16 protein-coding genes are annotated in these 24,104 nt (G+C 50.0%); 1 reads left to right on the top strand and 15 read right to left on the bottom strand.

The window, feature by feature from the left end:
- Positions 1-92: 92 nt before the first annotated feature.
- Both MRBLPE1_RS26505 and MRBLPE1_RS26500 read right to left on the bottom strand, forming a co-directional pair.
- Complete coding sequence (locus MRBLPE1_RS26505) at positions 93-1,112, bottom strand: ABC transporter substrate-binding protein (RefSeq protein ID WP_364151364.1); 1,020 nt, start codon at positions 1,110-1,112, stop codon at positions 93-95.
- Between the two features lie 105 nt (positions 1,113-1,217).
- Positions 1,218-2,048, bottom strand: coding sequence for a helix-turn-helix transcriptional regulator (locus tag MRBLPE1_RS26500; RefSeq protein WP_364151362.1), 831 nt, complete (start codon positions 2,046-2,048; stop codon positions 1,218-1,220).
- A 322-nt stretch (positions 2,049-2,370) separates the two neighbouring features.
- Between MRBLPE1_RS26500 and MRBLPE1_RS26495 the strand changes: the two genes are divergently transcribed.
- Positions 2,371-4,254: a family 43 glycosylhydrolase gene (locus tag MRBLPE1_RS26495; protein WP_364151359.1), complete on the top strand. Its 1,884-nt coding sequence runs from the start codon at positions 2,371-2,373 to the stop codon at positions 4,252-4,254.
- A gap of 129 nt (positions 4,255-4,383) precedes the next feature.
- Here MRBLPE1_RS26495 and MRBLPE1_RS26490 read toward each other — a convergent pair whose 3' ends face one another.
- From MRBLPE1_RS26490 to MRBLPE1_RS26430, 13 genes are all read right to left on the bottom strand, one after another.
- The gene (locus tag MRBLPE1_RS26490) at positions 4,384-5,664 is read right to left on the bottom strand and encodes an MFS transporter (protein ID WP_364151357.1); all 1,281 of its coding nucleotides are present in this window, start codon (positions 5,662-5,664) and stop codon (positions 4,384-4,386) included.
- A gap of 259 nt (positions 5,665-5,923) precedes the next feature.
- The gene (locus MRBLPE1_RS26485; RefSeq protein WP_364151354.1) at positions 5,924-6,112 is read right to left on the bottom strand and encodes a hypothetical protein; all 189 of its coding nucleotides are present in this window, start codon (positions 6,110-6,112) and stop codon (positions 5,924-5,926) included.
- 141 nt (positions 6,113-6,253) lie between these two features.
- The gene (locus MRBLPE1_RS26480; protein WP_364151352.1) at positions 6,254-6,907 is read right to left on the bottom strand and encodes a M48 family metallopeptidase; all 654 of its coding nucleotides are present in this window, start codon (positions 6,905-6,907) and stop codon (positions 6,254-6,256) included.
- A 106-nt stretch (positions 6,908-7,013) separates the two neighbouring features.
- Positions 7,014-10,466 carry a glycoside hydrolase family 2 TIM barrel-domain containing protein gene (locus tag MRBLPE1_RS26475; protein ID WP_364151350.1) on the bottom strand — a complete coding sequence of 1,151 codons (3,453 nt, stop codon included), beginning with the start codon at positions 10,464-10,466 and terminating at the stop codon, positions 7,014-7,016.
- 133 nt (positions 10,467-10,599) lie between these two features.
- Positions 10,600-12,672, bottom strand: coding sequence for an alpha-glucuronidase family glycosyl hydrolase (locus MRBLPE1_RS26470; protein ID WP_364151548.1), 2,073 nt, complete (start codon positions 12,670-12,672; stop codon positions 10,600-10,602).
- A 212-nt stretch (positions 12,673-12,884) separates the two neighbouring features.
- Complete coding sequence (locus MRBLPE1_RS26465) at positions 12,885-14,555, bottom strand: sugar ABC transporter substrate-binding protein (RefSeq protein ID WP_364151347.1); 1,671 nt, start codon at positions 14,553-14,555, stop codon at positions 12,885-12,887.
- 85 nt (positions 14,556-14,640) lie between these two features.
- Positions 14,641-15,513 (bottom strand): carbohydrate ABC transporter permease, encoded by an 873-nt coding sequence (locus MRBLPE1_RS26460; RefSeq protein ID WP_364151345.1) that lies wholly within the window; start codon positions 15,511-15,513, stop codon positions 14,641-14,643.
- Positions 15,514-15,529: 16 nt separating this feature from the next.
- Complete coding sequence (locus MRBLPE1_RS26455; protein WP_364151342.1) at positions 15,530-16,468, bottom strand: ABC transporter permease; 939 nt, start codon at positions 16,466-16,468, stop codon at positions 15,530-15,532.
- Positions 16,469-16,690: 222 nt separating this feature from the next.
- Complete coding sequence (locus MRBLPE1_RS26450) at positions 16,691-18,313, bottom strand: extracellular solute-binding protein (protein WP_364151338.1); 1,623 nt, start codon at positions 18,311-18,313, stop codon at positions 16,691-16,693.
- Positions 18,314-18,356: 43 nt separating this feature from the next.
- Positions 18,357-20,636, bottom strand: a complete 2,280-nt coding sequence (locus tag MRBLPE1_RS26445; protein WP_364151335.1) for an AraC family transcriptional regulator — start codon at positions 20,634-20,636, stop codon at positions 18,357-18,359.
- 472 nt (positions 20,637-21,108) lie between these two features.
- Positions 21,109-21,612, bottom strand: coding sequence for a hypothetical protein (locus MRBLPE1_RS26440; RefSeq protein ID WP_364151332.1), 504 nt, complete (start codon positions 21,610-21,612; stop codon positions 21,109-21,111).
- Positions 21,599-23,365 carry a sensor histidine kinase gene (locus tag MRBLPE1_RS26435; RefSeq protein WP_364151329.1) on the bottom strand — a complete coding sequence of 589 codons (1,767 nt, stop codon included), beginning with the start codon at positions 23,363-23,365 and terminating at the stop codon, positions 21,599-21,601. The genes MRBLPE1_RS26440 and MRBLPE1_RS26435 overlap by 14 nt, the downstream gene beginning before the upstream one ends.
- Positions 23,362-24,042, bottom strand: coding sequence for a response regulator transcription factor (locus MRBLPE1_RS26430; protein WP_364151326.1), 681 nt, complete (start codon positions 24,040-24,042; stop codon positions 23,362-23,364). The genes MRBLPE1_RS26435 and MRBLPE1_RS26430 overlap by 4 nt, the downstream gene beginning before the upstream one ends.
- Positions 24,043-24,104: the final 62 nt, after the last annotated feature.

The following is a 24,104-nucleotide window of genomic DNA, read 5'->3' as shown; positions in this document are numbered from 1 at the left end:
AAAAAAAAGAGGGAGCTATGTCCCTCTTCTGTTGCAAACTAATTCATCTATTAATTGTGCCGTGCGAAGCCTGATGCTCGCATTAAGCTTACTTATTTCAACGCGTCTGCAATGGCCTTCAAGCCATTAATTCTGCTGATCGGTCCGTATCCATAGGAAAGCTCTCCATTTATGGCATACACCTGATCCTTCTGGACAGCCTTCAGCTTTTTCCAAACCTCGCTTTTTTCCCATTCATCCGAGAGAGCCGGGAGCGATTTATCATTGTAATTAAAATAACCGAGGAACAAATGGTCCGGATCAATCGCGGCGAGCCCTTCGAGCGTGAGCTCAATACCATCGCCCTTTGCCTCTTCCGGCGCTTTCAGCCCGATCGGTTCATAATAATCGCCTGCATAGTTGGTACCCTGCAGCCAAATCGTCTTATCTCGAACCTGAAGATACGCGACCGTGCCTTCCACGCTGCTCAGCTGCTGCTTCACTTGTTCCACCTCTGCGGTGAACTCATCAATTGTCTGTTTCGCCAGCTCTTCTTGCCCGAGGATTACCCCGAACTGCGTAATGACTGACTGCCAATCGGTCCAGACATTCGTTTTCTCTTCATCGATCAAGATCGTTGGAGCAATCTGCGACAATTGTTCGGTAATGTCCTTGTTCGTCACGCTGCCCGCCAAAATAAGATCCGGCTCGTATTGCAGCAGCGCCTCCAAATTAACCGCCGTATTCTCGCCGACGACGGTCACTTCATCAAACTTTTCGACGTAGGGTTTGTACACCTCGGTGTCTAGGAATGACGGATTAGCCGTGAACGGCAGCGTTACCGCAATGGACGGCAGGTCGAAGCCTAACAAATCTTGCGTTAACCCCCAATGCACTAATACAATCTTTTGCGGTTTCTCGGCAATCGTAACTTCTTCGCCGTTAGCGCTTGTAACGGTTCTTGGAAACGCTTGGCTGACAGCCGTATCGGCATTGGCATTCGTTGCATCAGGTGCATCCGCTGCTTTATTATTCCCGTTATTCGGGCTTGCCTCATTGGAGCATGCACTGACGAGCATAACGATAAACAATAGCAAGCTCACGGCTGCCATTGGTATTTTGCGTGTCTTCATCGGATTCTTCCTCTCACTAACCTCGAATTGTGTGATAACGATTATCATTATCGAAGTTAATCATACCACCGCACCTATCCTGCGCAAATAGATTATTTCCCGATCCTAGGATGGATTATTTCTACTTTCGAGGTTCTTCACGGCAGTCGGCGACATCCCGTAATGCTTTTTGAATAATCTGCTGAAATAATAAGCATCGGAGTAGCCTACGCTTCTGGAAATCTCACGCACCGAAAATTCAGCGCTCATCAGCAGCTCATACGCAAGGTTCATTCTGAATTGAATCAAATAATTAATGGGGCCAATACCGGTGTATTTTCGAAATAAATGCGAAAAATATTTGGCCTTCATCCGATGCTGCTCCGCTAAACTCTCCAGCGTGATCGGTTCCATATAGTGCTGCCGAATATATTCAATCGTCTGCTCCATCATTGGCTGGCTCTCGCTATTTTGCTGGTAGCGTTCGAACAGAAGCGCCTTATTGAGCAACCGGTAAAATAACGTCTTTTTCTCCAGCAGCTCGATATTGCCAAGAACCGTGGACAGCCGTCTGAGCTGTTCCATCAGCTGCAGCAGCGCCGCATCCATCTCGACGTGAAGCTCACTGACCTTTTCTACATGAGCCTGCTTTTCCCGTTCTGCATTTGCAGGTAAATAATGAACGAGAAAATATTCGAATTCAGCCGTATGAACGATAATTTCAAAATGCCGGTTAGCCCCGCCTAGCAAGGCCTTCCCGGGATAAAGGGTGTAGCTTGTACCGTCATAATCAAAGACAGCCTCGCCTTTCAACGCAATCAGCAGCGCGCACTTGGTCGTAGGCTGGTATTTATGTCCTTGGTAGGTACCTTCGCGAAGCACGGTCTGATACACGCCAAAAACATCAATCGGCACCTGCAAAAAGTAAGCAGCCAACTCATCGTACTGACTTTCCATCCCAACACCCCTTCTTATTCCGCGGCCCTTTTACTTCACTCATTGTACTCGAGAAATACCAACGGCTCAATGGAATGGAAAGGTGCTAAATGAAATAACCTGCGGAGAGAAAGCAGTTACCACCCTCATCCATATTTAATCGGTAAATTATCAATTGACGGATTATGGCATTTAAAGCATAATAAATTTACGAATCAGATAATAAATATATTAAACGCATAAGGAGGTTGGTACCGTTCACATTCTGCTGTGAAGAATCACTTATGCTTGAACTAGCCGTTCACCCTGTAACCCCATTTATAATCAGAAAGGGATGTTTATGATGTTAAAGAACAAATCAGCTTCCTTATTTTCAATCAAACTTGTTTTTGTTTCTATTATTGTAAGCGCTTTATTTTTTTGTGGTATAACATCTGCTGCCATCAACCAGCCCCCGAACTACCCGATGTACGATACAGCGAACATTAATAACGAGTCGGCTTGGAATATAACGAATGTGCATGACCCCGAAATCTACAAGGAAGGCAGCACGTATTATCTATTCTCAACAGACTATAAAGTTGGCGGCGCAGCTACACCCGGCATACAAATTCGAAAATCAACCGATTTAATCAACTGGACATGGGTCGGTTATGCACTGAATGGCGTCCCTACGGCGGCCAAAAACTGGACTGGCGGGGTCAATGTCATCTGGGCGCCGGAAATCGTCAAGCTTGGCAGCACTTATTATCTGTACTATTGCGTTTCCGCTTTCGGCACCCGCACCTCGTACATCGGTGTCGCGACAAGCAGTTCGGTTACCGGCCCATGGGCCGATCAAGGCGAAGTGTTCAAAACAAAGGAAGGCGACGCCTATACCGCTAACGCAATCGATCCTAACGTTGTCATTGATTCCGCTGGACAGCCCTGGATGTCGTACGGATCGTTTTTCGGCGGTATTTTTGTCACAAAGCTGAATGCAGCTACAGGAAAGTTTGCGGCGTCCGGACAAGGAACGTTGATCGCTGCACGCAGCACCTCGGTCGATCGTGCTGTCGAAGCACCCAATATCGTTTATAATGCGTCCCAGAACAAATACTACTTATTTGTCTCTTACGATTCCTGCTGCAATACGTCAAATATGACTTACAATGTCCGGGTCGGACGTTCCTCCAGCATAACGGGACCCTACCTCGACTACAACGGTAATGCCATGACAAATACAAGCTTATCCCCGCAAACCGAAGTTGGTACAAAGATCTTAGGCGGGTACGGCTTCGCAGGCTCAGACGGGTGGTACGGCCCCGGGCATAACACGATCCTGCAGGATGGAAGCAGCTGGTACATGATCCATCACGCACGCGGCGGAGCCAATAAGGACTGGACATACTTGCATGTGCGTAAAATGTTATGGTCTGCTGACGGCTGGCCTCTCGTATCTCCGGAGCGGTTTACCGGCGAAGAGCAGCGTTCCCTCTCCTCCAATGTCGTAGCAGGTACCTGGGAATCGATCATACTGGACCGCGCAAATAATGGGAAGATTGGATCGAGTAATGTCACCCTTCTGGCTAGCGGCAAAATTGGAACCGAATCCAGCTCCAACTACTGGACCTTCACCGCTCCGGGCACGCTTAAGCTCTACTGGTATGCGCCTGGACAAGCGCCTGGCGATTACTGGATCGATACCGTTCAAATCATCGAGGCGTGGGATTGGGAGACGGGCCGCCCTACGTACGTTTATTCTGGACTAAATCAATCCGGAACGGCCATATGGGGTAAAAAAATCTCGGCACCTATTCTATCAGGGGCTACGTACAAGCTAGTCAACGTCGCCAGCTGGAAATCCCTTGACGTGGCGAATGGCAGTACCGCGGACGGTACGAACGTACAGCTTTGGGCGGATAACAATCTAGCGCCGCAAATGTGGAAAGTTACAATGAACGCAGACGGAACGTACAAACTGATTAACCCGAATAGCGGGAAGGCACTCGATGTCGCGGGCGGGGGAACAGCAAATGGTACCAATGTTCAAATTTGGACGGATAATGGCTTGAACGCTCAAAAGTGGAATATCTCTCTTCAATCCAACGGCACCTACAAGCTAATAAATCCGGCAAGCGGCAAAGCGCTGGATGTGGCAAACGGAGGCACGGCAAACGGGTCAAACGTGCAAATTTGGGAGCAAAATTCGTTTGATGCCCAAAGGTGGGTCTTGCTCCCTCTTTAAAATAACGGAATGACAAACTTATCATCTTGGACGATAAGTCTGTCATTGTTTTACAAGGGTTTACAGCTGCACCTGAACAACAGAATAACTGCTTATGGGGCAGTCCCCTTAGAGCTTATTGTATAGTAACTATTGTACATTGAGGGGCTGCTCCAGCTCTTGAACTGGCTGTTCAATCAGGTTATCTGATGCCCCCGCATCCGGTCGGAAGCGGAACAAAGGCAAACTAATCAAAGCGCCGATGATAAATAACGTACCGGAAAATGCATACATTCCGACGACCGAAAATAATGGTTTCATCCATCCCGCCGTGCTGAGTGTCAGCACGAAAGACCCTAGAAATAATGGACCCAAAATACCGTTTACTCGGCCTATGAACGATTCCTCTGTATTTTTCAGTATCATGGTTTGTACAGCCACTTGAAACCCAGGTGTGACCAATCCCATGCAGAACTGTGCAGCAAGCGTCAGCCACAGATAAGTTGAAACCCCGGAAACGATCATACTCAATGCGTTAACCAGCAATCCGAATAGTAAGAGCAATGGCGGAGATATCTTTTTGCTGAACATAACGGCGAGGACCCCTCCTACAACCATTCCAATCCCGTTAGCTGCCAGAAGCCACTGAAAATAATCTTCAGGTAAAGCTAAACGCTCCGTCACCAGGAAAATGGCCATCGGATGTATAAATCCGACTCCCAGCCCCGCGGCCGCAAAGCATCCGCCCAATATCAACAATACTTTTTTAGACAATATGTATTGCAAACCCAAAGCCATCTCTTCCTTGAGATTTGTTTCCTTACGTATATCCCGCGCTTCCTGATCTGGTGGAAGTAGGGTTAACACCGCAGCTGACAGAATAAAAGCAACACACATCACTCCGATAGCCGCTTCAATCTCAAATTGTTTATAAATAAAGGTTCCCAATATCGGCCCCAATATCATAAATACAGCCATCATCGTCTGATACATCGACATTCCTGTTTGCATAAGTTCCTCGGGAATATGTACTTTAAATAACTTCATCCCTGACGGTTGGGAAAACTGTGACAGAATGGACGAAACGAGTGTAGCGAAGAATACCGCCTTCCAAGATCCAAAAGTAAGCGCAAATAACACTAGTAAGATCGAACCAGCGCTCAATAATTCGCACCAGATCATTGTTTTCTTCGGCTTCCAGCGGTCTGCAAATGTTCCGCCGATGAAAGAAAATATAAAGATTGGAGCAAACTCAGCTACGTATATCAATGAAACCGCAGTCGCATTCTTATCGGTCTGTTCCATCACGAACAGTAAGACCGCAATATTACGTACCCAGATGCCAATCTGCAAAAATAAGCCGGATAAAATAATGGCCTGAAAAAATCGGTTTCGATAAATGGATGGCGTTTTTCTTAAAAAGCCGGTCATATGTTTCTTCCTTTCATTAATCGAGTTAAACGATTACACGTAATCGTTTACGCAATGATTAAAACACTTTCATTTCCAATGAGAGGATTATACCTTCACTCCTTTATGCGGTCAATAAGAATAATAAAAGTGAGGTTTTTACGTTTCCACAGATGCAATCGCTGTCGTACTTTCATTCTAATGATCCCAGCTCGTTTTTTTCGAATGGAGCATCCATTCATTTTGTTTCCTTCCATGGGTGCTCCTTTCGAGGCTTTTGTTATTTGCGGCGTTTCCGGGCAATTCTAGAATAAATAACGATTGCAGTGATAAGCATACTAATAAAACCGATATTTTCTGCCGGTCCCTGCTCCATCCCGAACACCATGCAAAGATTCGTAACCATGCTCTTAACAAGCAGCGCCATCACGATCAAAAATAGCGGGCGCATAAAATTATATTTTTTCATCTGAATCTAACACTCCTGACTGCAACCAATATTAGATGGACTCCCGCTATATCCGGCAATTGAAATCGCTTTTACGGGAGCAATCCCGGCAAGTATACCAGTTTCATGCCCGATCGTCCAAGCTTTTCGTCATTTATGCCGCTATAGCGTCATCGCTTGTCCATACCTCGCCAGAAACTCTTCTTTTTCTTTGTAATCCGGCATGATACTGCCGACGCGCCGCCAAAATGAGCGATCATGATTCATATGGTGGAGATGGCAAAGCTCATGGACGACCACGTAGTCGATCACTTCAATAGGAGCCATCGCCAAACGGTAATTAAAAGTTAAATGCTTATCCGAGCTGCAGCTGCCCCACTTCGTTCGAGACTCTACGACCTCGATCGATTTAGGCTTTACCTTCAGCTGTGCTTGATAGATTTTGACCCGCTCCGCGACGATCTTCTTACAGCTCGTGAAATAAAACTTCTTCAGATTATTTTTCAATTCATCCTCATTGCGTTCTTTTGTGTCGATTAACTCATGAAGAAAATAATATTTCCCCAGATGAAGAAATTTCCCTTCGTCTTGATATTCCCTCGTCTTAGGTGCTTGGCGGGCAGCCGCAATCGCTTGTAATTTCTCCAAAATCCTTTTCCCGTGACGTTCCACGGCGCTCCTTATCGTTTCATTACTTGTATCGTTAGGGGCTTTCACGGTGATATGGCCCGTCGAATCGATATGAATGGACAGCTTTTTTCTAGATCCGTAGAGGACATTACATTCGATCGTATGGTTTTCAAATTCAATTTTCATCATCAACATCATTTCTGTAAGGTTATTTCGATTCACATAAAAAAAAAGGGAACGAGCGAGGGGCAAGGATTACTCCCCGATTCCCTCTTCTCCTTCCCCTATTGTATCAAACCCCCCGCATAAAGCGGAACCAGCCGAAGTCGAAGTTACTCCCCGGCAGGAAGATGAATGTCACTTTTTGCAACCCTGTCACCTGTTCCAATTCAAACACCCGTTCTTCGTATCCATCGGAATTCTCAAATTCCACGAGTTGATTGATTTCACCGTTCTCACCGGCAAACCGGATATGGATCGTATTCTTGTCGATCGGCGATCTCCCGTTTACGACCAGCTTCGAAACACCTTCGCCGGTAAACGCCATCTGCGAAAATTCAAGCGAGACGTTATTCCCAATGCCCTCCACACGATCATCTGCGAAGGTAAACGCATCCCCGTAAATCCGGTCGCAGGACGCCGCCGAATTTCGTTCGAAAGCCCGGTTCTGACGTTCAAAGGAAAATCCTTTGATGTGCACCTTCTGACGAAGCACGAAGCAGATCGACGTCATTCCGCGAAGCCTTTTGGTCAGGCGATACGTTTCTTCTTGATATACATTCCACTTAGACGGCTTCTGATAAATCACGTCGGCAACTAAGGAGCTGGCCTCTTCGCCGGGCATCCCTTCCCAAATTTGCATCGTATATTCTTCGCCGGATAACGCGAAGATTGGAATCGTGATGGTGTCGGAGCCATACGGACCGAAGTCGATATCGCGGAATCCTACATGCGTCTCGCCGTCTCTGCTCGTCGCTACACCTCTTTCGTTGCCGTTCCCGATATCGCCTTTACTGTAATCGTAAAGCCCCGCCGAGATGAATCCATAGGGATCCTTGTAGGCTGTTCCTAGTCCTGTTGCCTTAAACTCCAACTGGGAGATAAACTTCGTCTTGTCCGTGCCGTTCTTGGTCGTACAACGCAGACGGAAAGCACCGTCGCCGATGGCGGAGATCTTCGCCTCAAGTCCGTCCGCTTCGACCTTGGCAATATTCGAGTCGATACCTTCGTCCGTTACGGCGCGCCACTCGACGTCTCGATAGGTGGCATTTTCCGGCCATAATTTGGCTCGAACGGTTATCTCCTTGGTAGATTCATCCAAGTCTTGTCCCGAGTCGCTGACGATTTCGATCTTACGAAGCGGAATTTCATCGCAGCCACCTGTCACGCACTGCAGCTCTTGATTTCTAGCGGTCGCTGAAATCCCTTGCTGAATTCCGTTTTTCACGGGATGCGACTCGAATTCCGCCGCCTCGGTTCGCATACCCTCGGAGGATACTTCGATTCGGATTTTGCCCGGCTCCAGCGTCGCGCCGATGATCACCATCAACTTACCGCTGAACAATCTTCTGCTTTTTCCCTTATACGGATCTAAATCCGTGCTGTCGCCGTTATCAAGCCCCAGCAATCGGCCAGCACCCGTCACCTCGACATGTACGCGATTGTTCGCGTTGTCTACCGGATGACCTTCATCGTCCAACATCCCGATCTCCACGAAAATCAAATCAGTGCCGTCCGCCGCAAGTACCTCTTTATCCGCTTGAAGACGTATACCGCTCGCATCCCCGAAGGATCTTCGAACATCGGTCGCTATGACTTTTCCCGTATCGTCATAGGCGATGGCTTTGGTCTCCCCTTCCGCATAAGGAACCTTCCACCAACCAACAAGCTGCGACCCATGCTCGTGATCGATATCGTGCGTGCCAATCGTAGTCCCATTGAACTGCAGCTCGATCTTGGGCGCGTTCGAGCATACACGAACATCGATGATTTGCCCGTCATTGAAATCCCAGTACGGGAAGACATGCACCATCGGATTCGTTCTATAATCGGTCCAAGCAGCTTGGTAGATGTAATAGGAATCTTTCTTGAACGTAGCCGTATCGATCTGACCGAAATAGGAATTCTTGGTATGATACGGCGTCGGCTCCCCGATATAGTCGAATCCGGTCCACAGGAACTGACCAAGAGAAAACGGCGTATCCCGCTCCGCCAAGATACAGGCTTCCGCCGATTTGGCTCCCCAGCTTGTCGAACTGTTCCCTAGGGCGGAGCATTGCTCGTCATCGTCGGCAAGAATCGATTTCTCGAACGGGAAATGATAAATCCCTCTGCTCTGGACGACCGAAGCGGTCTCGCTGCCGTAGATGATCCAATCCGGATGCTCTTCATGATGCTTACGGTAATATTTCTCCGCGTAATTGTAGCCGGCAACCTTTACGATATCGGCGCATTTCTGCGCATTCTCCCACGGCATATAGTTCGACCCGATCGTAACCCGGGCATTCTGCTTCGGATCGAATTCCAATACGTATTCCATGAGCATTCTGGTGACTTCCTGGCCTCGTTCGTCTGCATGCGTGTCGTAAATCTCGTTCCCGATGCTCCACATCAGCAGGCTCGGATGATTCCGGTCCCGCAGCACCCAGCTTTTCACGTCAAGATACGCCCATTCTTTGAAAAATCTTGCGTAATCGTAAGTGGTCTTAGATCGTTCCCACATGTCGAACGCCTCCGTGACGACAAACAGTCCCATTTCGTCCGCCAGATCCATGAGCTCCGGAGCCGGCATATTATGTGCCGTACGGATGGCGTTGACGCCCATTTCTTTCAGGATCCCGAATCTTCTTCGCAGCGCATAGATGTTAAACGCCGCTCCTAGAGCACCCAAGTCATGATGCTCGCAGACGCCGTTCAATTTCAGCTTCTTCCCGTTCACCTGAAGTCCTTGCTCCGGGTCGAGAATGATGCTCCGGAAGCCTAGAGGCAGGGTGATCTGCTCCAGTTCTTCGCTGCACTGTCCCTCGGCCGTTTCGGCCGCAGACGCTGCTCGATGCATTCTCGTGACGATCCGGTACAAAGTCGGCTCGTCCGTGCTCCATAACCTGGGATGATCTACGGTTAATGTCTGGCGGTTTTTCGTGATCGAGCCGCGGCTTGCTGTTACCCGCTCCGAAGCGGCAGCGACCGTCTGGCCCTGATAGATGATATTGTGCGAAAGAAGAACATCTTCTTCGATTTGTAAGTCCGAGTCGATTTCCACTAACCAGCCGCCGTCTTGCTGCTTGGTTGTGACATACAGACCATCCGTGAGAATGTGATTTTTGTCCCGTTCCTTCAACCAGACGTTCCGGTATATCCCTGCTCCCGAATACCATCGGCTGTTTGGACTTTGGTGCACGACTTTCACGATGATTTCATTTTCTCCGCAGGTGGCCGCGTCCGTAATCTCGTGTTCGAAGGAAGAGTATCCATATTTCCATTCGCCTGCAAGCTGACCGTTTATGTATAGGGAAGAATCCATGTACACGCCGTCGAAGCAGAGCAGGAGCTCGCGATCGCGCCGTGTCCAGTTAAATTTCTTGCGATACCAGCCGATACCGTTCTCGTAAAGTGCCAATGTATTATAGATCAACCAATCATGAGGGAGATCCACCGGTTCGAAGTGCAGCCCGGCAGGGTCCGTAACGTCCAGGCCGCTTTTGGCAAATTCCCATCCATCGTTGAAAAGTAATTTCGTATTCATGGTCGAACAGCTCGCTTTCATAGGTATTGGGATAGAGCGTGTTATTCATTTTACGCCTGCACCCTACTATTCCAAGATTGAAATGCGGCGCTTCGCATGATTGCGATGCCCCGCATTTCTTGTCCGTGCTGTATCAATAGATTAGGCGGCCTTGCGAGTCCGCAATGCCTGACTTCCGATAGAAATACGTATTGATCATGTCTCGCCATTCTTTGGCGTGTTCGCGCTGCTCTGATAACCGGGAAGCGACAAGCTCGAAATCCTTCACGTTGACCTTGCCTTTGAGCGTCAGCCAATCGTTCAGCAAGGCCGCCGCCGCTTCCGCGCCTTCGAAATGCGTGTCGTAAATATGCTGGATCACCGTCTTGCCGCTGTGCAAGACATGAGTATACGGGACATGATGGAAGAACAGCAGCAGTTCATCGGGACAGCTCTCCAAAGCATTATACATCTCGCGACGAGGCGAATGGTATTGCGCAGCGTATCCGGTGCCCGTTTCAATCGTTCGATCGACCCCGATGCCTTGGTGATCCGCGAAATGGTACGTCCCCCACTTCGAATACTCGTATCCGTCTACGTTCGGGCCGTAATGATGATTCGGATTCACCATCCAACCGACGCCGAGCGGAGCAGTGTAGCTCTCGTATATGCCCCAAGACTTCATTAAGATGTTCGTGACGACATCTTCGACCGCCCTATCGCGGCCGAGACTAAGCCGAATCCATTCCGACGTGATCTGCTCGGCGGATAACGAAGGGCTCCATGTCAACCTTCCATATCCGTATAGGTTTGCTTGAGCCAGCGGATGCCCGGTCCAGCAAGCGTCGTCCCCGATGTTCGACACGGCCGCAATTCCACCGTACGGACGGCCCCGCATGGCGCCTTGCGCCATCTTTGCAATGGTCGATCCCTCGCCGGCGGCATGCGTATCGGTGTCGAGAATTTCTTTCCACTGCGGTACCAGATAGCAGACATGCTTCTGCTGCCCCGTATATTCCTGGGTGATTTGCAGCTCCAGGATTTGGTTCGTTTCGCGGAGTCCACCGAACAACGGCGATACCGGCTCGCGAACCTGAAAGTCCATCGGCCCGTTCTTGATCTGCAGAATGACATTATCGGCGAAGCGTCCATCGAGCGGCGTAAAGTGGTCATAGGCCGCCTTGGCGCGGTCCGTCGAACGATCGCGCCAATCCTGAAGACAGTTGTATACGAAGCAGCGCCAGATGACCAGCCCGCCGTACGGCGCCAGCGCTTCGGCCAGCATGTTCGCTCCGTCCGCATGATTGCGTCCGTAAGTAAAGGGGCCGGGACGAAATTCGGAGTCGGCCTTCACCAGAAAACCGCCAAAGTCGGGAATCGCAAGGTAAAGGGCGGACGCCCTTTCGGCCCACCAGTCTCTGACCGCCTGATCCAAGGGATCCGCCGTAGGCAGACCGCCAACCGCGATCGGACTCGCGAAGTTAATGCTAAGAAATAATTGAATGGCATATTCTCCGAATATGTCCGCTACTTTCGTTAGCGTCTCTTCATACTCCGCTGTAATCAATTTCGTCTCTTCCCGGTGAACGTTCACATTATTGATCGAGATCGCATTGATTCCGACGGAGGACAGCAGCCGGGCGTAGTCCCGGATGCGGGTAAAGTCTTCCACGAAACCGCCGTTCCTGTAAAAGATCGACTTCCCCGCATAACCCCGTTCAATCGATCCGTCCATGTTGTCCCACTGATTGATCATCCTCAGCCCATTAGCGGGCGTCTCGACAAAATGCAGCCTGTCGAGCGGTTCTCTCATTTGCATCAACCGAATCAAGTGAAAAGTACCATACAAGGCGCCGCGGTCAGACTTTCCGACGATCGCGATTTGGTTCGCCTCTCCCTCCGGGCCGTTCAGTGACCGGATCACGTACCCTTCGTCGCCGATCATTGCGGCTTCAGCGCCTACTTCGCGGTCGATCCTTGCATCCCCGCTGCCTAAGACCCCGATGATCACGCTTGGAACAAGGTGATTCCGAATCGTAACGAGATCAGGCGAGTAGCCGGTCATGGCCTGTACAGCTTCCGCCAGCTCTCTTTCTGCGGTGCGCAATACCTTGGTTCGCGCCGTGATTGCAATTTCCGAGCAACGAACCCGGTACGCCTCCCGCAGCCCTTCATCCTCAATGACATGATAACGAAGCCACGCTTCGTTTTCGATTGTTTCGCTCATCTCCGCCACCTGACAATACCTCCATTCTAAACTTAACCACGCTTATATTTCTAGAAAAGAGGGCTAGGTGCATCCTCCTTCGGAAGACCGCACACCTAGCCCTTTTTTAATATATAAGAATTTATAAGTTTCACTTATAAATGTGCTTATATATCTCCGCGAAACGATAGCTTTTGCCACTGAGGGCGGCGACAGCCGTTTACGCTTGACCATTAATAACCCAGCAAGCTCTTGGTCTTCTCGAAAATATCATTGGCCATGTCCGTATAACGCGTGCTGCCGTTCGCTTCAACCTGAGCCTTATAGTTGTCCCACTTATCGAAGCTTTCTTGACCGGTAATAAATTTTAACGTCATCGTTTTCACGTAATCCATAAGCGGTGTCGAGATGAGATTCATCTGTTCGCTTTCCTCCGGTGAACCCATAATCGGCGGCGCCAGCTTGCGCGGCTCCCGTGTCGATTGGACGCGACTCACGAAGTCCTTCTCCCCTTCGGTCATCTTGGACATTCTGAGCTTTGCAGAGCCCCCGTAGGCGAACATCCCTCCGGCGAAGCCGTAATCGACGTTCAGCTGCTTCGTTGCGCCTTCGTTCATTCCGTTGTAATAGATATCCGGCTTGAGCACGATATTTCCGTCTGCATCCAGATCATACGTTTCGCCTTCTACGCCCCACAAGCTGAGTGTCTGACCTTCACCCGAATACCAGAGCCAGTCGACGAAACGAAGCATCTTGATAAAGCCTTCCTCGCCCAAATCGTCAAGCGCGTTCTGGCTGATCATGACCCCGTTCTCCAAACGGGAAGTCTCGACCTGAAGCTTTCCTTTTGGTCCGCCGGGTTGTGTGATCATATACAATTCGGCTTTCGGATCCTGCATTTTGCTCTTGAAATCCGCCAGCACCTGATAGATTCCGCTTATCACGTAGGTATCGCCTTTGAAGAACTTGGCTTGTGCTGCATCGTCTTCTTGCGTGAAGGATTCAGGATCCATAATGCCATCGGTAATCAGCTTATTGAAATAACCAAGGTAGTTCTTGAAATCATCCGATGCATTGGCAAAAGTGAACTGCTTCTTCTCATGGTCAAAGATCAGACCGTTCGACAGTCCCCATCCGCCGGTAACGCCATATTGCACAGCGGTAATATTGAGCGCCGAATCACCTTTGAATTGATCGGAGAACACGTATTCCGCGCCCGTATGCTCTTTCACCTTCTTCATCGCTGCGGAGAATTCCTCGTACGTCCAGTTCCCTTGCTCACCCTCGACGTCCACGCCCGCCGCTTCGAACACATCCTTGCGTACGATATAGGAATAACCGCCGCCGGCGATCTCCCACATGCCTGGAAGGACGTAATATTTCCCGTCATTCTTCATCTTGGCCTTCAGATCCTCTTCCATTCCCCAATCCTTGACAGCCTTCATGTAGTTCGGCATATACTGCACCCAATCGCTGACCGGCACGATCTGACCGGATGCCACGAAAGCGGACTCATCGTACGTTTTTGGAATGATATAAGGCGCATCGCCGCTGTTCACCAGCAGAGATTTTTGATTCTCATATTCCGATCTTGCCGTGATGGACAGGTCGAAGCTCACATTCGTCTTTTCTTTAATGGAGCTCCATAGTCTCCAGTCCTCTTTCGTCGGATAATTCTCATGGTCGCTGTACATCATGGAATAGGTTACCGGCTCATTGGAGTGGAAGGTCTGCTCTTCCCCGAAAGCGTAATCCTCCGCTGCATCCGCACCGCCTGCGCCTGCATTGCCCGATGCGGGCGTTTCGTTGCCCGACGCGCCTTCGTTATTAGATGAACACGCTGCCACAAACACAAGCATCAATGCCAGCATCATTATGAATGCCGCTTTACTGAATTTCTTCATAGCGCTGCCTCCCTTTATTTGGTTCCTGCGATTTTTTATATAACGGAAACGGCTGCAGCCCTTCCGGTTATATCGATGACATCGATTACCCTTTGACTGCCCCGATCATCATCCCTTGCACAAAATACTTCTGCACGAAAGGATAGATGCAAATAATAGGCAGCGAGGTGAGTACCATCGCCGTCGATTTGACGCTTGCCGCGATTTGGCTGGCCTGGTCGGATGTAGCCCCGATCTCGGTCGGACTGACCGCGTTGTCGATAATTTGCTTCAAATACAAGGCGACCGGCCACTTCTCCTTCGTCTGTAAAAAGAGTGAAGGTCCGAACCAGTTATTCCACATGCCGACGATGACGAACAGCATAATCGTGACCAGAATCGGCTTCGATAGAGGAATGATAATTCTTGTGAAAATCCCGAACACGTCCAGACCGTCGACGCGTCCCGCTTCTTCCAATTCGTTCGGAATGCCGGCAAAGAACGTCTTCATTAGAATGACATTGAAGGCGCTGATCGCCCCCGGAATGACGATAGCCCAGATCGTATCCCGCATGCCGAGTGTCTTCGCGATCAGGATGTAGTTCGGAATGAGACCGCCGCCGAAATACATCGTAAACAGCACGAACGGGATAAAAAATTTATTGAGGCGCAGCCTCTCTTTTGAAAGCGGATAGGACATGACGGCCGTCGCGGTCACCGCGATGAGCGTGCCTACCACGGAATAAACAATCGTATTCCAGTAATAACGGAAGAAATCAGGCTTGCTCAGAATGACCTCGTAGGTTTTGGTTGTAAATTCAACCGGAAAGAACGTCACCTTGCCGGCATAGATAGCGGCCTCCGAGCTGAAGGACTGCGCCACGAGATAGACAAACGGGTATAAAGTGAATAAGACAACTATTGTCATGAATAAACCGTTTACAACAGTGAATGCATTAAAGGAAGAGGTTCGATTCACTTCGTTTGGCTCCTTTCTACCACAAGCTGGATTTCGTTGTTCGCTTCGAAACTTCATTCGCGATCGTCACCAGAATCAGTCCGATGATGCCTTCGAACAAGCCTACCGCCGTCGCATAACTAAAGTTGCTGCCGGTGATACCCATCCGGTAGACGTAGGTGGAGATGACGTCCGCACTTTCATAAGTCAGAGGATTGTACAAAAGCAGGATTTTCTCGAAATTCGAGCCCAAGATGCTGCCGATATCGAGGATCAGGAGTACCATGACCGTCGGCAGAATGCCGGGAATCGTGACATGCATCGCGAGCCGGAACCGATTCGCTCCATCGATTTTCGCCGCTTCATAAAGAGACGGATCGATAGCGGTCATCGCCGCCAAATACAGAATCGTTCCCCAGCCGAGGCTTTGCCAGATGCCCGAAGTGACGTATATCGTCGGAAACCATTCCGGCAAGGAAATAAACGATATTTTACCGAGTCCCATCCAGGCCAATATATTGTTAATCGGTCCCGTCATGGAAACGATCTCCTTGATCATCCCCGCCACAATGACCATGGAAATAAAATGGGGAAGGTAAGAAACCGTTTGTACAAACTTCTTCCACTTGACTCGCCGCAATTCGTTCAGCAGCAGCGCGAACAGCAGGGTGATAGGAAACTTGACCACGAGATAGCTAACGCTTAAGGTCAGATCGTTGAAGAAGGCTCTCCAGAACGTAGGGTCCTTCATAAACATCTCGAAATACGAAAATCCGACCCATTCCGACCCGAAAAAGTTCGTTCCGCCTCTATACTTCCGGAAAGCGATGATGTTCCCGAGCATCGGCGTATACTTGAAGATGATGAAATAAATTACAGGAAGAATCAGGAACGAATACAGCTTCCATTCCTTTCTAACATGTTTCCACAGCGGACTTGTATCTACAGCCTTGTTGTCTTGCGCATGAGCTGCCATTCCGTCATCACTTCCTTAAGAAAAAATTTATCCTGGCCGGACTAGGGTGGCCTGAGTTCCATCGCTCCATCAATGTATCGGAGAAGCCCCCCGCACAGCAATGTTCAATAACGGAAATGATGTACGATAACAAGTAAATCGCGATGAACAGCTTGAAACGAAGGGACAGTTTCCCTAATCAGGCGTTACATAGCAAAAAAAAGACCTCCGAGCGTTCGGAGGTCATCGATTGACATATCGTTCATATGCCGCTTGTTTAATTTCCAGGATCCGATCGATCCCGAGCCGCTTCAGCTGCTTCACCATATCGTCGTAAGCGTCAATGGCATCCATGCCCAGAATGATTCGAAGCTCCGCATCCTTTACGTACTCGCCGATCCCGTCCATCAGCGCGGACAGCTCGCCGGCCTCTTCCGTCGTCGGCGTAATTGGCGGCAGCAAATAGTCTTCATGCTTCGTCTTTCGCCATACCTCAACGGCCTGGTTCGTTTCTTCAAACTTCCACTCCAACTGCGAGTCGCGCTGGATCATCGGGAAGTTCGTTTGGTGCGCGTACTGAAGCATCACCAGATCGCCGGATAATCCGCCTTGATTCGCCATGACCAGATCCGTGTACTCCGGTTGTCCGTTCTTCATTGTATACGTGACACCTTCAACGCCAAACGCGTTCAGCAGGCCGCCTTCTTCCGAATAGCCGTAATCCAGCCACCGGACCGCCGCTTCCAGGTTTTTCGTCGTGGCCTTGATCGCCGCCGAGCTGGTCCCCGCATACGCGTTGTCGAGCTGCCCGAATTTCGGGATCTCACCTTGTCTGAGCGTCGGATAGGGAGCGGCAACATAACGAGCGGCCGGGTCGCCCGATTGCGCCGCAAGATTATATTTCTCAATGTAGGAAAACCAGCCGACCGTCGCACCGCTTGTTCCGGAAGTCATCTTCTTGTCTACGGATTCCAAATCCAGAACGGCAAAGTCTTTATCGATCAATCCTTCCCGGTACCACTTGCTCATCGTCGCCAAATATTCCCGGTACTCCGGCTCCAAGTAACCATATTTTACTTTCCCGTCTTCCACGTAGAAATTACCCATGACGCCGAACGCCCCCGCGAAGCCTGCCGTCCTTTCGCCCATGAATAAGGTTCGGAGCGTTAAAGGCGCCGTCGCCCCCTTCTTCTCCTTGAATGCCTTTAAGGTCGTATACCACTCGTCGATCGTCGTTGGGACGGGGAGTCCCAGCTCGTCAAGCCAATCCTTGCGGATAATCGGTCCGCCGTATACCTTGCCCTCCTCCGAACGAATGAACGGGAACGCATAATAGATGCCGCTGTCCGTCTTTACCATTTTATCGATCTCGGGATTTTCTTCGAGCACCCGCTTGAAATTCGGCGCATACCGGTCGATGACATCGTTCAGAGGCAGAATATACCCCTGCTCGATCGCCTTCTCGGGCCCTCCCGGAAATTGAAGCCAGTTATTCATAAAGATGTCCGGCAGGTTTCCCGAAGCAAGGAGATATTTGAATTTATTATCCTGCATCGGAACGCCGCCGAGATGCCGAATCGCGATGCCGGTTCGTTTCTCGTATTCTTCGTCAATCGGTCCCGCATTCGGCGTCCCCATGTCGGGAAACTCCGTCATTAACGTCAGCTCCGGCGCATCCTGCATTGGATATTGGAACGGCTCTCCGGACGCTGCGGGACTGTGGCTTTCAGAAATAGCCGTCTCTGTCTGCCCATTCGTCGACAGCTTCTCTTCCGTGTTCCCCCCGAAGCATCCGGACGTCAATAAGGTAATGGCCGCGATCGCCACCCAACCCTTCCTTAGAAAACCGAACTTTCGCGCTACCATGTAAGCCGTCTCCTCTCAATGCGACATTCCGATTCTTGGTCCGTCATTGGATCGTCTTGAATTTACCGGGCGTAATGCCTTCGTATTTCTTGAATACGCGAATAAACGCATGACTACTGGCGAATCCGACCCGGGCCGCCGTCTCCTCGATACCGGCCCCTTCCAGCAGCAGTACCTTGGCGGCTTCTATGCGGGTCTGGCTAATATAGTCGTGCAGCCCCACCTGCCCCGTCTGTTCGCGGAACAATCGGGACACGTACTGCGGAGTCAACCGGAAGCGGTCGCCGATCAGCGACACGCTTAAATCTTTGTCGCTGTAGTTCTCCTGCACGAACGCCATCACTTTCTCGCCGATACCGGCACTCGTCTGAACGTTCTGCTTGCTGCGGAGCACGCCGCATACCCGATCGAAAATGTCGAGAAGCTCTTGTTGGAACTCCAGCTTCGTGGAGCATGACAGCAGTCTCTTGAGCGGACGCCATTCATCCCATGCGATGCCGGCCTGCTCCTGATCGGGAATCGTCTTGATCAGTGTCGTCGCTACGTCAAGCAGGACGCACTTCGCGATTTCATGTGACATATCCCGCTGGAACGCTTGCTGGATGACGTTGTCGATCATGTCCTTCGCTTTCTCGAATTCGTCGGCCTTCAGGAAATTGATCAGAATCATCTGATCGTTCACGGTGAAGAAATAACTGCCCTCGTTCGGTTTGATGTCCCCGTACCAGATCAGCATGCCTTCCCCAAGCACCATCCTATATTCCTGGGCTTCCAAGGCTTGAAGGAATGCTTGATGAATGCCGTCCAAGCCGGTTTGCAGCTCACTTCCCACCGTCGTGAAACGAAGCTTGTACCTGGCCGTGATAAAGTCGTAAGCTTGAGCTAATTTGTCCTCTATATCGTCCTTCCAATGCTCCGCGCGATCCGGATCGACATTCACGACCGCCGCCAGCATCCCGTCCATATCCGTAAAATGAATCGTTAAGCGGTCGACTATCGAATCCGCTACGATATTGGACACAATAAACTGCGACAAGGCCAGATCCTTTGTTCCTCCCTCGTCGCTGTCGATATAAAATAGCAGCACAGCGAAACGATCGCTTGTCCAAGTCAAATTGTGAGTCTTCGCCAACTCCGTTAGCGGGACGTTCCGATCCGCCTGACCTTTCAACAGCCTTCCCAGGTAATAATCCTGCAACACCCGAAGCTGCTGAACATGTTTATTGTTCATGTCATCCCGTTCACGAATGGTCTCGAGCACACTTCTCCGGATGAACGTATATTCATCCAAGTCCGTTCCTTTTCCCTGCAGCGGACTCCGGGAAAAAACGCTGACCAACTGCTTGACCGGATCGTAGTTTTTACGGGCAAAATAATAAATAACCGCGCCGCCGATCGCAAAGCAAAGCAGCAGCCCGAATAGGTTCATCGTCCGAATGGCCCCGGCGCGCTCCCAGAAGACATCGGTCGGAAACACGCTGATGTACCTCCAGCCCGTCGTATCGGACGATTCGATCGTAATCATCGACTCGACGCCTTGGAACGTGCCGGTAAAGGTGCCCGTCCCGCGGTTGTTCCATTCCTGGTACGACGAAGTCTCATTCGTCGTTTCTTTGGCGTTCTGAAACAGAATTTGGTCATTCGAATCCATAATGAACACTTGGCCTTGCTCCACCCAATCAATGGTTTCGAGCATAGTCCTCATCTTCTCGACATTGAGCGGCATGATCAGCGTACCCTCCGGATCGGCAGCCGATTTCATCGGCAGCGACCGAATGTAGGCGGGCGTATTTTCGATCCTCCCTTGGTTCTCGACCGGAAGCAGCACATACTCCCCCGACTGAAACCGATTTATCAACTTAAGCCAGTCTTCATAAGTGAACGCTTGCGTCTGATGCTTAATCTCGTAAAAGATCCGTTCCTTAAGATAGGTTTCATTTGAGAGTACCGACTGCAGCGGCTTCGAATAAAGGTATATTTCCTTAATAAAATCGTTCGTGGATAACAATTTGTTCAGTTCTTGTTTCATTCCATAAATATTGTAAGCGCTCTCTTCTGAAGGCACAGTCAGCAATCTCCGGACATCCGGATGAATGGCTAGCTGCGCGGCCAGACTCTCCGTCTGCAGCAGCTCTCCGTCCACGATATATCTCACTTGCTGCAGCATGGCGCTGCTCGCCCGTTCGATCTCGTATTTCACGATTCCCCTGGTTTGGCCATAAATGATTACACTAAGAATGACGGGTATGCATAAGATCACGGCGTACGACACGATCCACCGAAACGCCACACTTCGTGTAAAGTTTCCCCTTCCCCAGTTCAATTCGAGTCCCCCTACATCGTTTTTCTTTTTGTACATTTTCTATCATAACACGAACCGGATGGGGGCTTCATATGTACAATTTGAACCTCGATGTACAGTTTATGCACTCTTTGACGATTCTTAACGGATCTTGATCAGAGAGAGTGGTAGGGAACGCTTAACCACTCATCTTCTTATCTATGAAAATCCAAGCCGCCGGATTCTCTACGACGATGGAGCGAAGATACAAAAACGCTGCGATCTTAACCAGCTGATTAAAATGCAAATGCCGGGACTAAGCAAGGTCCCGGCATTCATGTGGATGTTCTTCTATAAGTCATAGTCAGAATACGGCTTAAGCAAGCAATTATAGGAGCAATGGCTTTCTGATCACTCCTTTGCTCCAGACACTACTCCCTCACCAGCAACACACAGCACTGCGCGTGTGACAAGTAAGCAGAGTCAACCTACACTTTCACATGAACATCGACGTTTACTTCAAAGTAATTTCCTTTTTCCACGTTAACTCCTTGCCCTGCTCATTCTTGAACAAGAACACAACTTGCCCTACCTCACCTTTCATGGCATCCGGGTAGAAGAAGCCGGAGAATTGTCCGTCACCGCTAATGTAGAAGCCATCTTCACCGTTTCCGCCATGTTCAATGGCTTCTTGAACCGAATTAATGATCAGGTTCTCCTTGGACACCCACTGCATTTCGGCAAGCGCGAAACCTTCCGGACGCTGCTTCACAAAAAAATCGAAGCTGTTGCCTTCAATCGGCTTCTCCGTTTGGTCAATGACAATTAAGATTTGCTCGTCGGATTCCACTGCAGGCGTATCCGTGACCGGTGCTTCACCGGCATTTCCTTCCACCGTTTCAGGTGACGCCGTAGCAGCCGTATCCGATGCTGCGTTTTTGGCCGGATTGCCGCATGCGCTGGCCAGCAGCAGTACGAGCAGCGTTGTAATCAAATAAATATATTTATGTTTTGTCATGAGTTGTTCCTCCGCTTTCATCTAATGTAAAAGAAAATGCCACGCCTTGCTTCGTGTTCGCCACGCTATACTCGCTTCCATGCAGCTCCAGAATATGCTTGATAATGGCGAGTCCCAGGCCTGTTCCACCTGATTTCCGATCTCGTGAACGCTCCACCCGGTAAAAGTGATCCCAGATCCGGCTGATATCCTCTTCGGGAATAGGCGGTCCCATGTTTTCAATGACGGTTATTACTTTTCCGGGTGACGAACGCTTAATGCCGATCATAATGGCACTGTCCTCCGCGGCATGCCGGATAGCGTTGCTCATGAAATTCAGAATAACCTGTTCGAGACGTCTCGGATCAGCCAGTACGAGCAGCTTCTCCTCTTCTTCATTCGTGTTTATCCGCAATTGAAGCTGCTTCATCTCCAATTGCTGCGAGAATGAATCTCCCCCCCTTTGAATAAGGCTTACCAGCGCTAAGCTTCTCGGCTGCAGCTGGATGGCCTTGGCTTCGAATTTGGACAGCTCCAGCATATCCATAATTAATGCATTCATCCGATCCGTTTCGTTGACGATGAGCGCCAGATAACGTTCTCTTTTGTCGCTCGCTACCCCGTCCTGCAGCCCTTCCGCAAAACCTTTCACAATCCCCAGAGGCGTCTTCAATTCATGTGAAATGTTCGCGATCAGCTCTTTGCGAAGCTCCTCGGACCGCAGCTTCTCCTCCACATCCTCCTGCAGCTTCACATTCGCATGGGTAAGCTCCTGCATGGCCGCATCCAGGTTCCGGGACAGCGCAACCATGCTTCCGGACAGCTCCCCGAATTCATCGTTCGAATGGATTGCTGGCTGCTCCGTAAAATCCAGCTTGGCAAGACGCGCTGCCGAACGGCTCAATAGCACTAAGGGGCGTGAGACAATTCTGGAATAAACCAAGGACAGGATAATCGCAAGCAGAACCATAACCGGCGCCAAATAAATGACATATTGCTTGAGAATCCCGACAGCTTCCCCGACAGGCTGCATAGAGGTCATGACGAATAAATAAGCATTCCCTTTGCTGCCCTCGGGGAGCGAACGCAGGAGAACCGTATAGGGGATGCCGCTCCATTTGTCCTGCCATTCCAGCTGCACGACCTCGCCGTTCCGCAGCCCGGACTGCCATTGTTCCGCTTGCGAATGCCAATCCAAAAGCGCATCATCGACAAGGGCATCCTGATAAAGCGGATTATAAGACCTGTGCTCCGGCAGCATGAGATCCGTTACCTTCCCCTGCACGCGGACCAAACCCTCTTTGAGAGGAGTTTCGGTCTGCCGGATAGCAACGGGCAGCATAATGGTATCTTTCTCATCCATGAAGAAGCCGTCGACCACCAGCATCTCGCCGATTTGAATCCCTTGCGGGATCTCATCCATGGTCATGCCGTCTGTGGAGATCTGAATCGTAATCGTCTTGCTGCCCGCTCCCAGCTGCAGATAATAAGGTTGTATGCTTGTTCGTTCAAATCGGCTATTCAGGATGGCGGTACTCGTATCATGCTCATTCATGAATGCGCCGAGCAGCCGCGACACTTGTTTTTCGCTCGATTGTACCTGTTTGTATTGCTGAACGAATTGATTCATGCTCTTCTCTAAGACATTGATCTTAGACCCGCGGTAAAAACGTTCGAAAAACATGCCTTGTGCAAACAGCAGCAAGGAGAACACAAGCAGGATCAGAACAGAGGTGACAACGAACAGTTTAAAAGCTACGCCGCGTCTTCTCATCGTTCCAACTCGAATTTATAGCCCGAACGAATAACCGTGGCAATCGATCGCCCTTCGTCTCCCAGCTTGGCTCTTAATTTTTTGATGTGGGTGTCCACCGTGCGCAAATCTCCCAAGTAATCGTACCCCCAGACCGCGTCCAAAATATACTCGCGCGGCAGCACCTTGCCATAATGCTTGATCAAAAAGAGAAGCAGCTCGTACTCCTTGGGCGACAAATTGATCTTGTTTTCCGCTACAAACACCGTATATGCCGCCCTGTTCACCGTTAACTGGCCATAGACGAGCGTATCGCCCTCGCGTCCCACTGTGCCTTCCGTTCTCTTCATCAAAGCGGTAGCGCGGGCTACCAATACCCTTGGGCTCAGAGGCTTCGTTACGTACTCATCGGCGCCAAGCTCGAATCCCATCAGATGGTCTTCATCCTCGGCTCTGGCGGTTATGATCATAATCGGAACGTCCGACTTTTCCCGGATGCGCCTGCATACCGACCATCCATCGATTTCCGGCATCATGATGTCGAGGACAATCAAATCAACGGCGTTCTGTTCAAAAAGATCAAGCGCGATTCTCCCGTTCTCCGCTTCGAGCACATCCCATTGCTCCTTCTGAAAATAGTCCGTTATCACCTCGCGCATGAGCATATCGTCCTCAACCAGCAATATCGTTCGTTTCATTGCGCCGCACTCCGCTTCCGTCAGCATTTCTATGTTTTTCTTGCTCCCATAACCTACTTTAG

The organism is Paenibacillus sp. LPE1-1-1.1 (genome assembly GCF_040676435.1).
In the GTDB taxonomy this organism is placed as follows: Bacteria; Bacillota; Bacilli; order Paenibacillales; family Paenibacillaceae; genus Pristimantibacillus.
The sequence above is the reverse complement of the archived record's forward strand: the minus strand, read 5'-3'. Positions and strand labels throughout refer to the sequence as shown.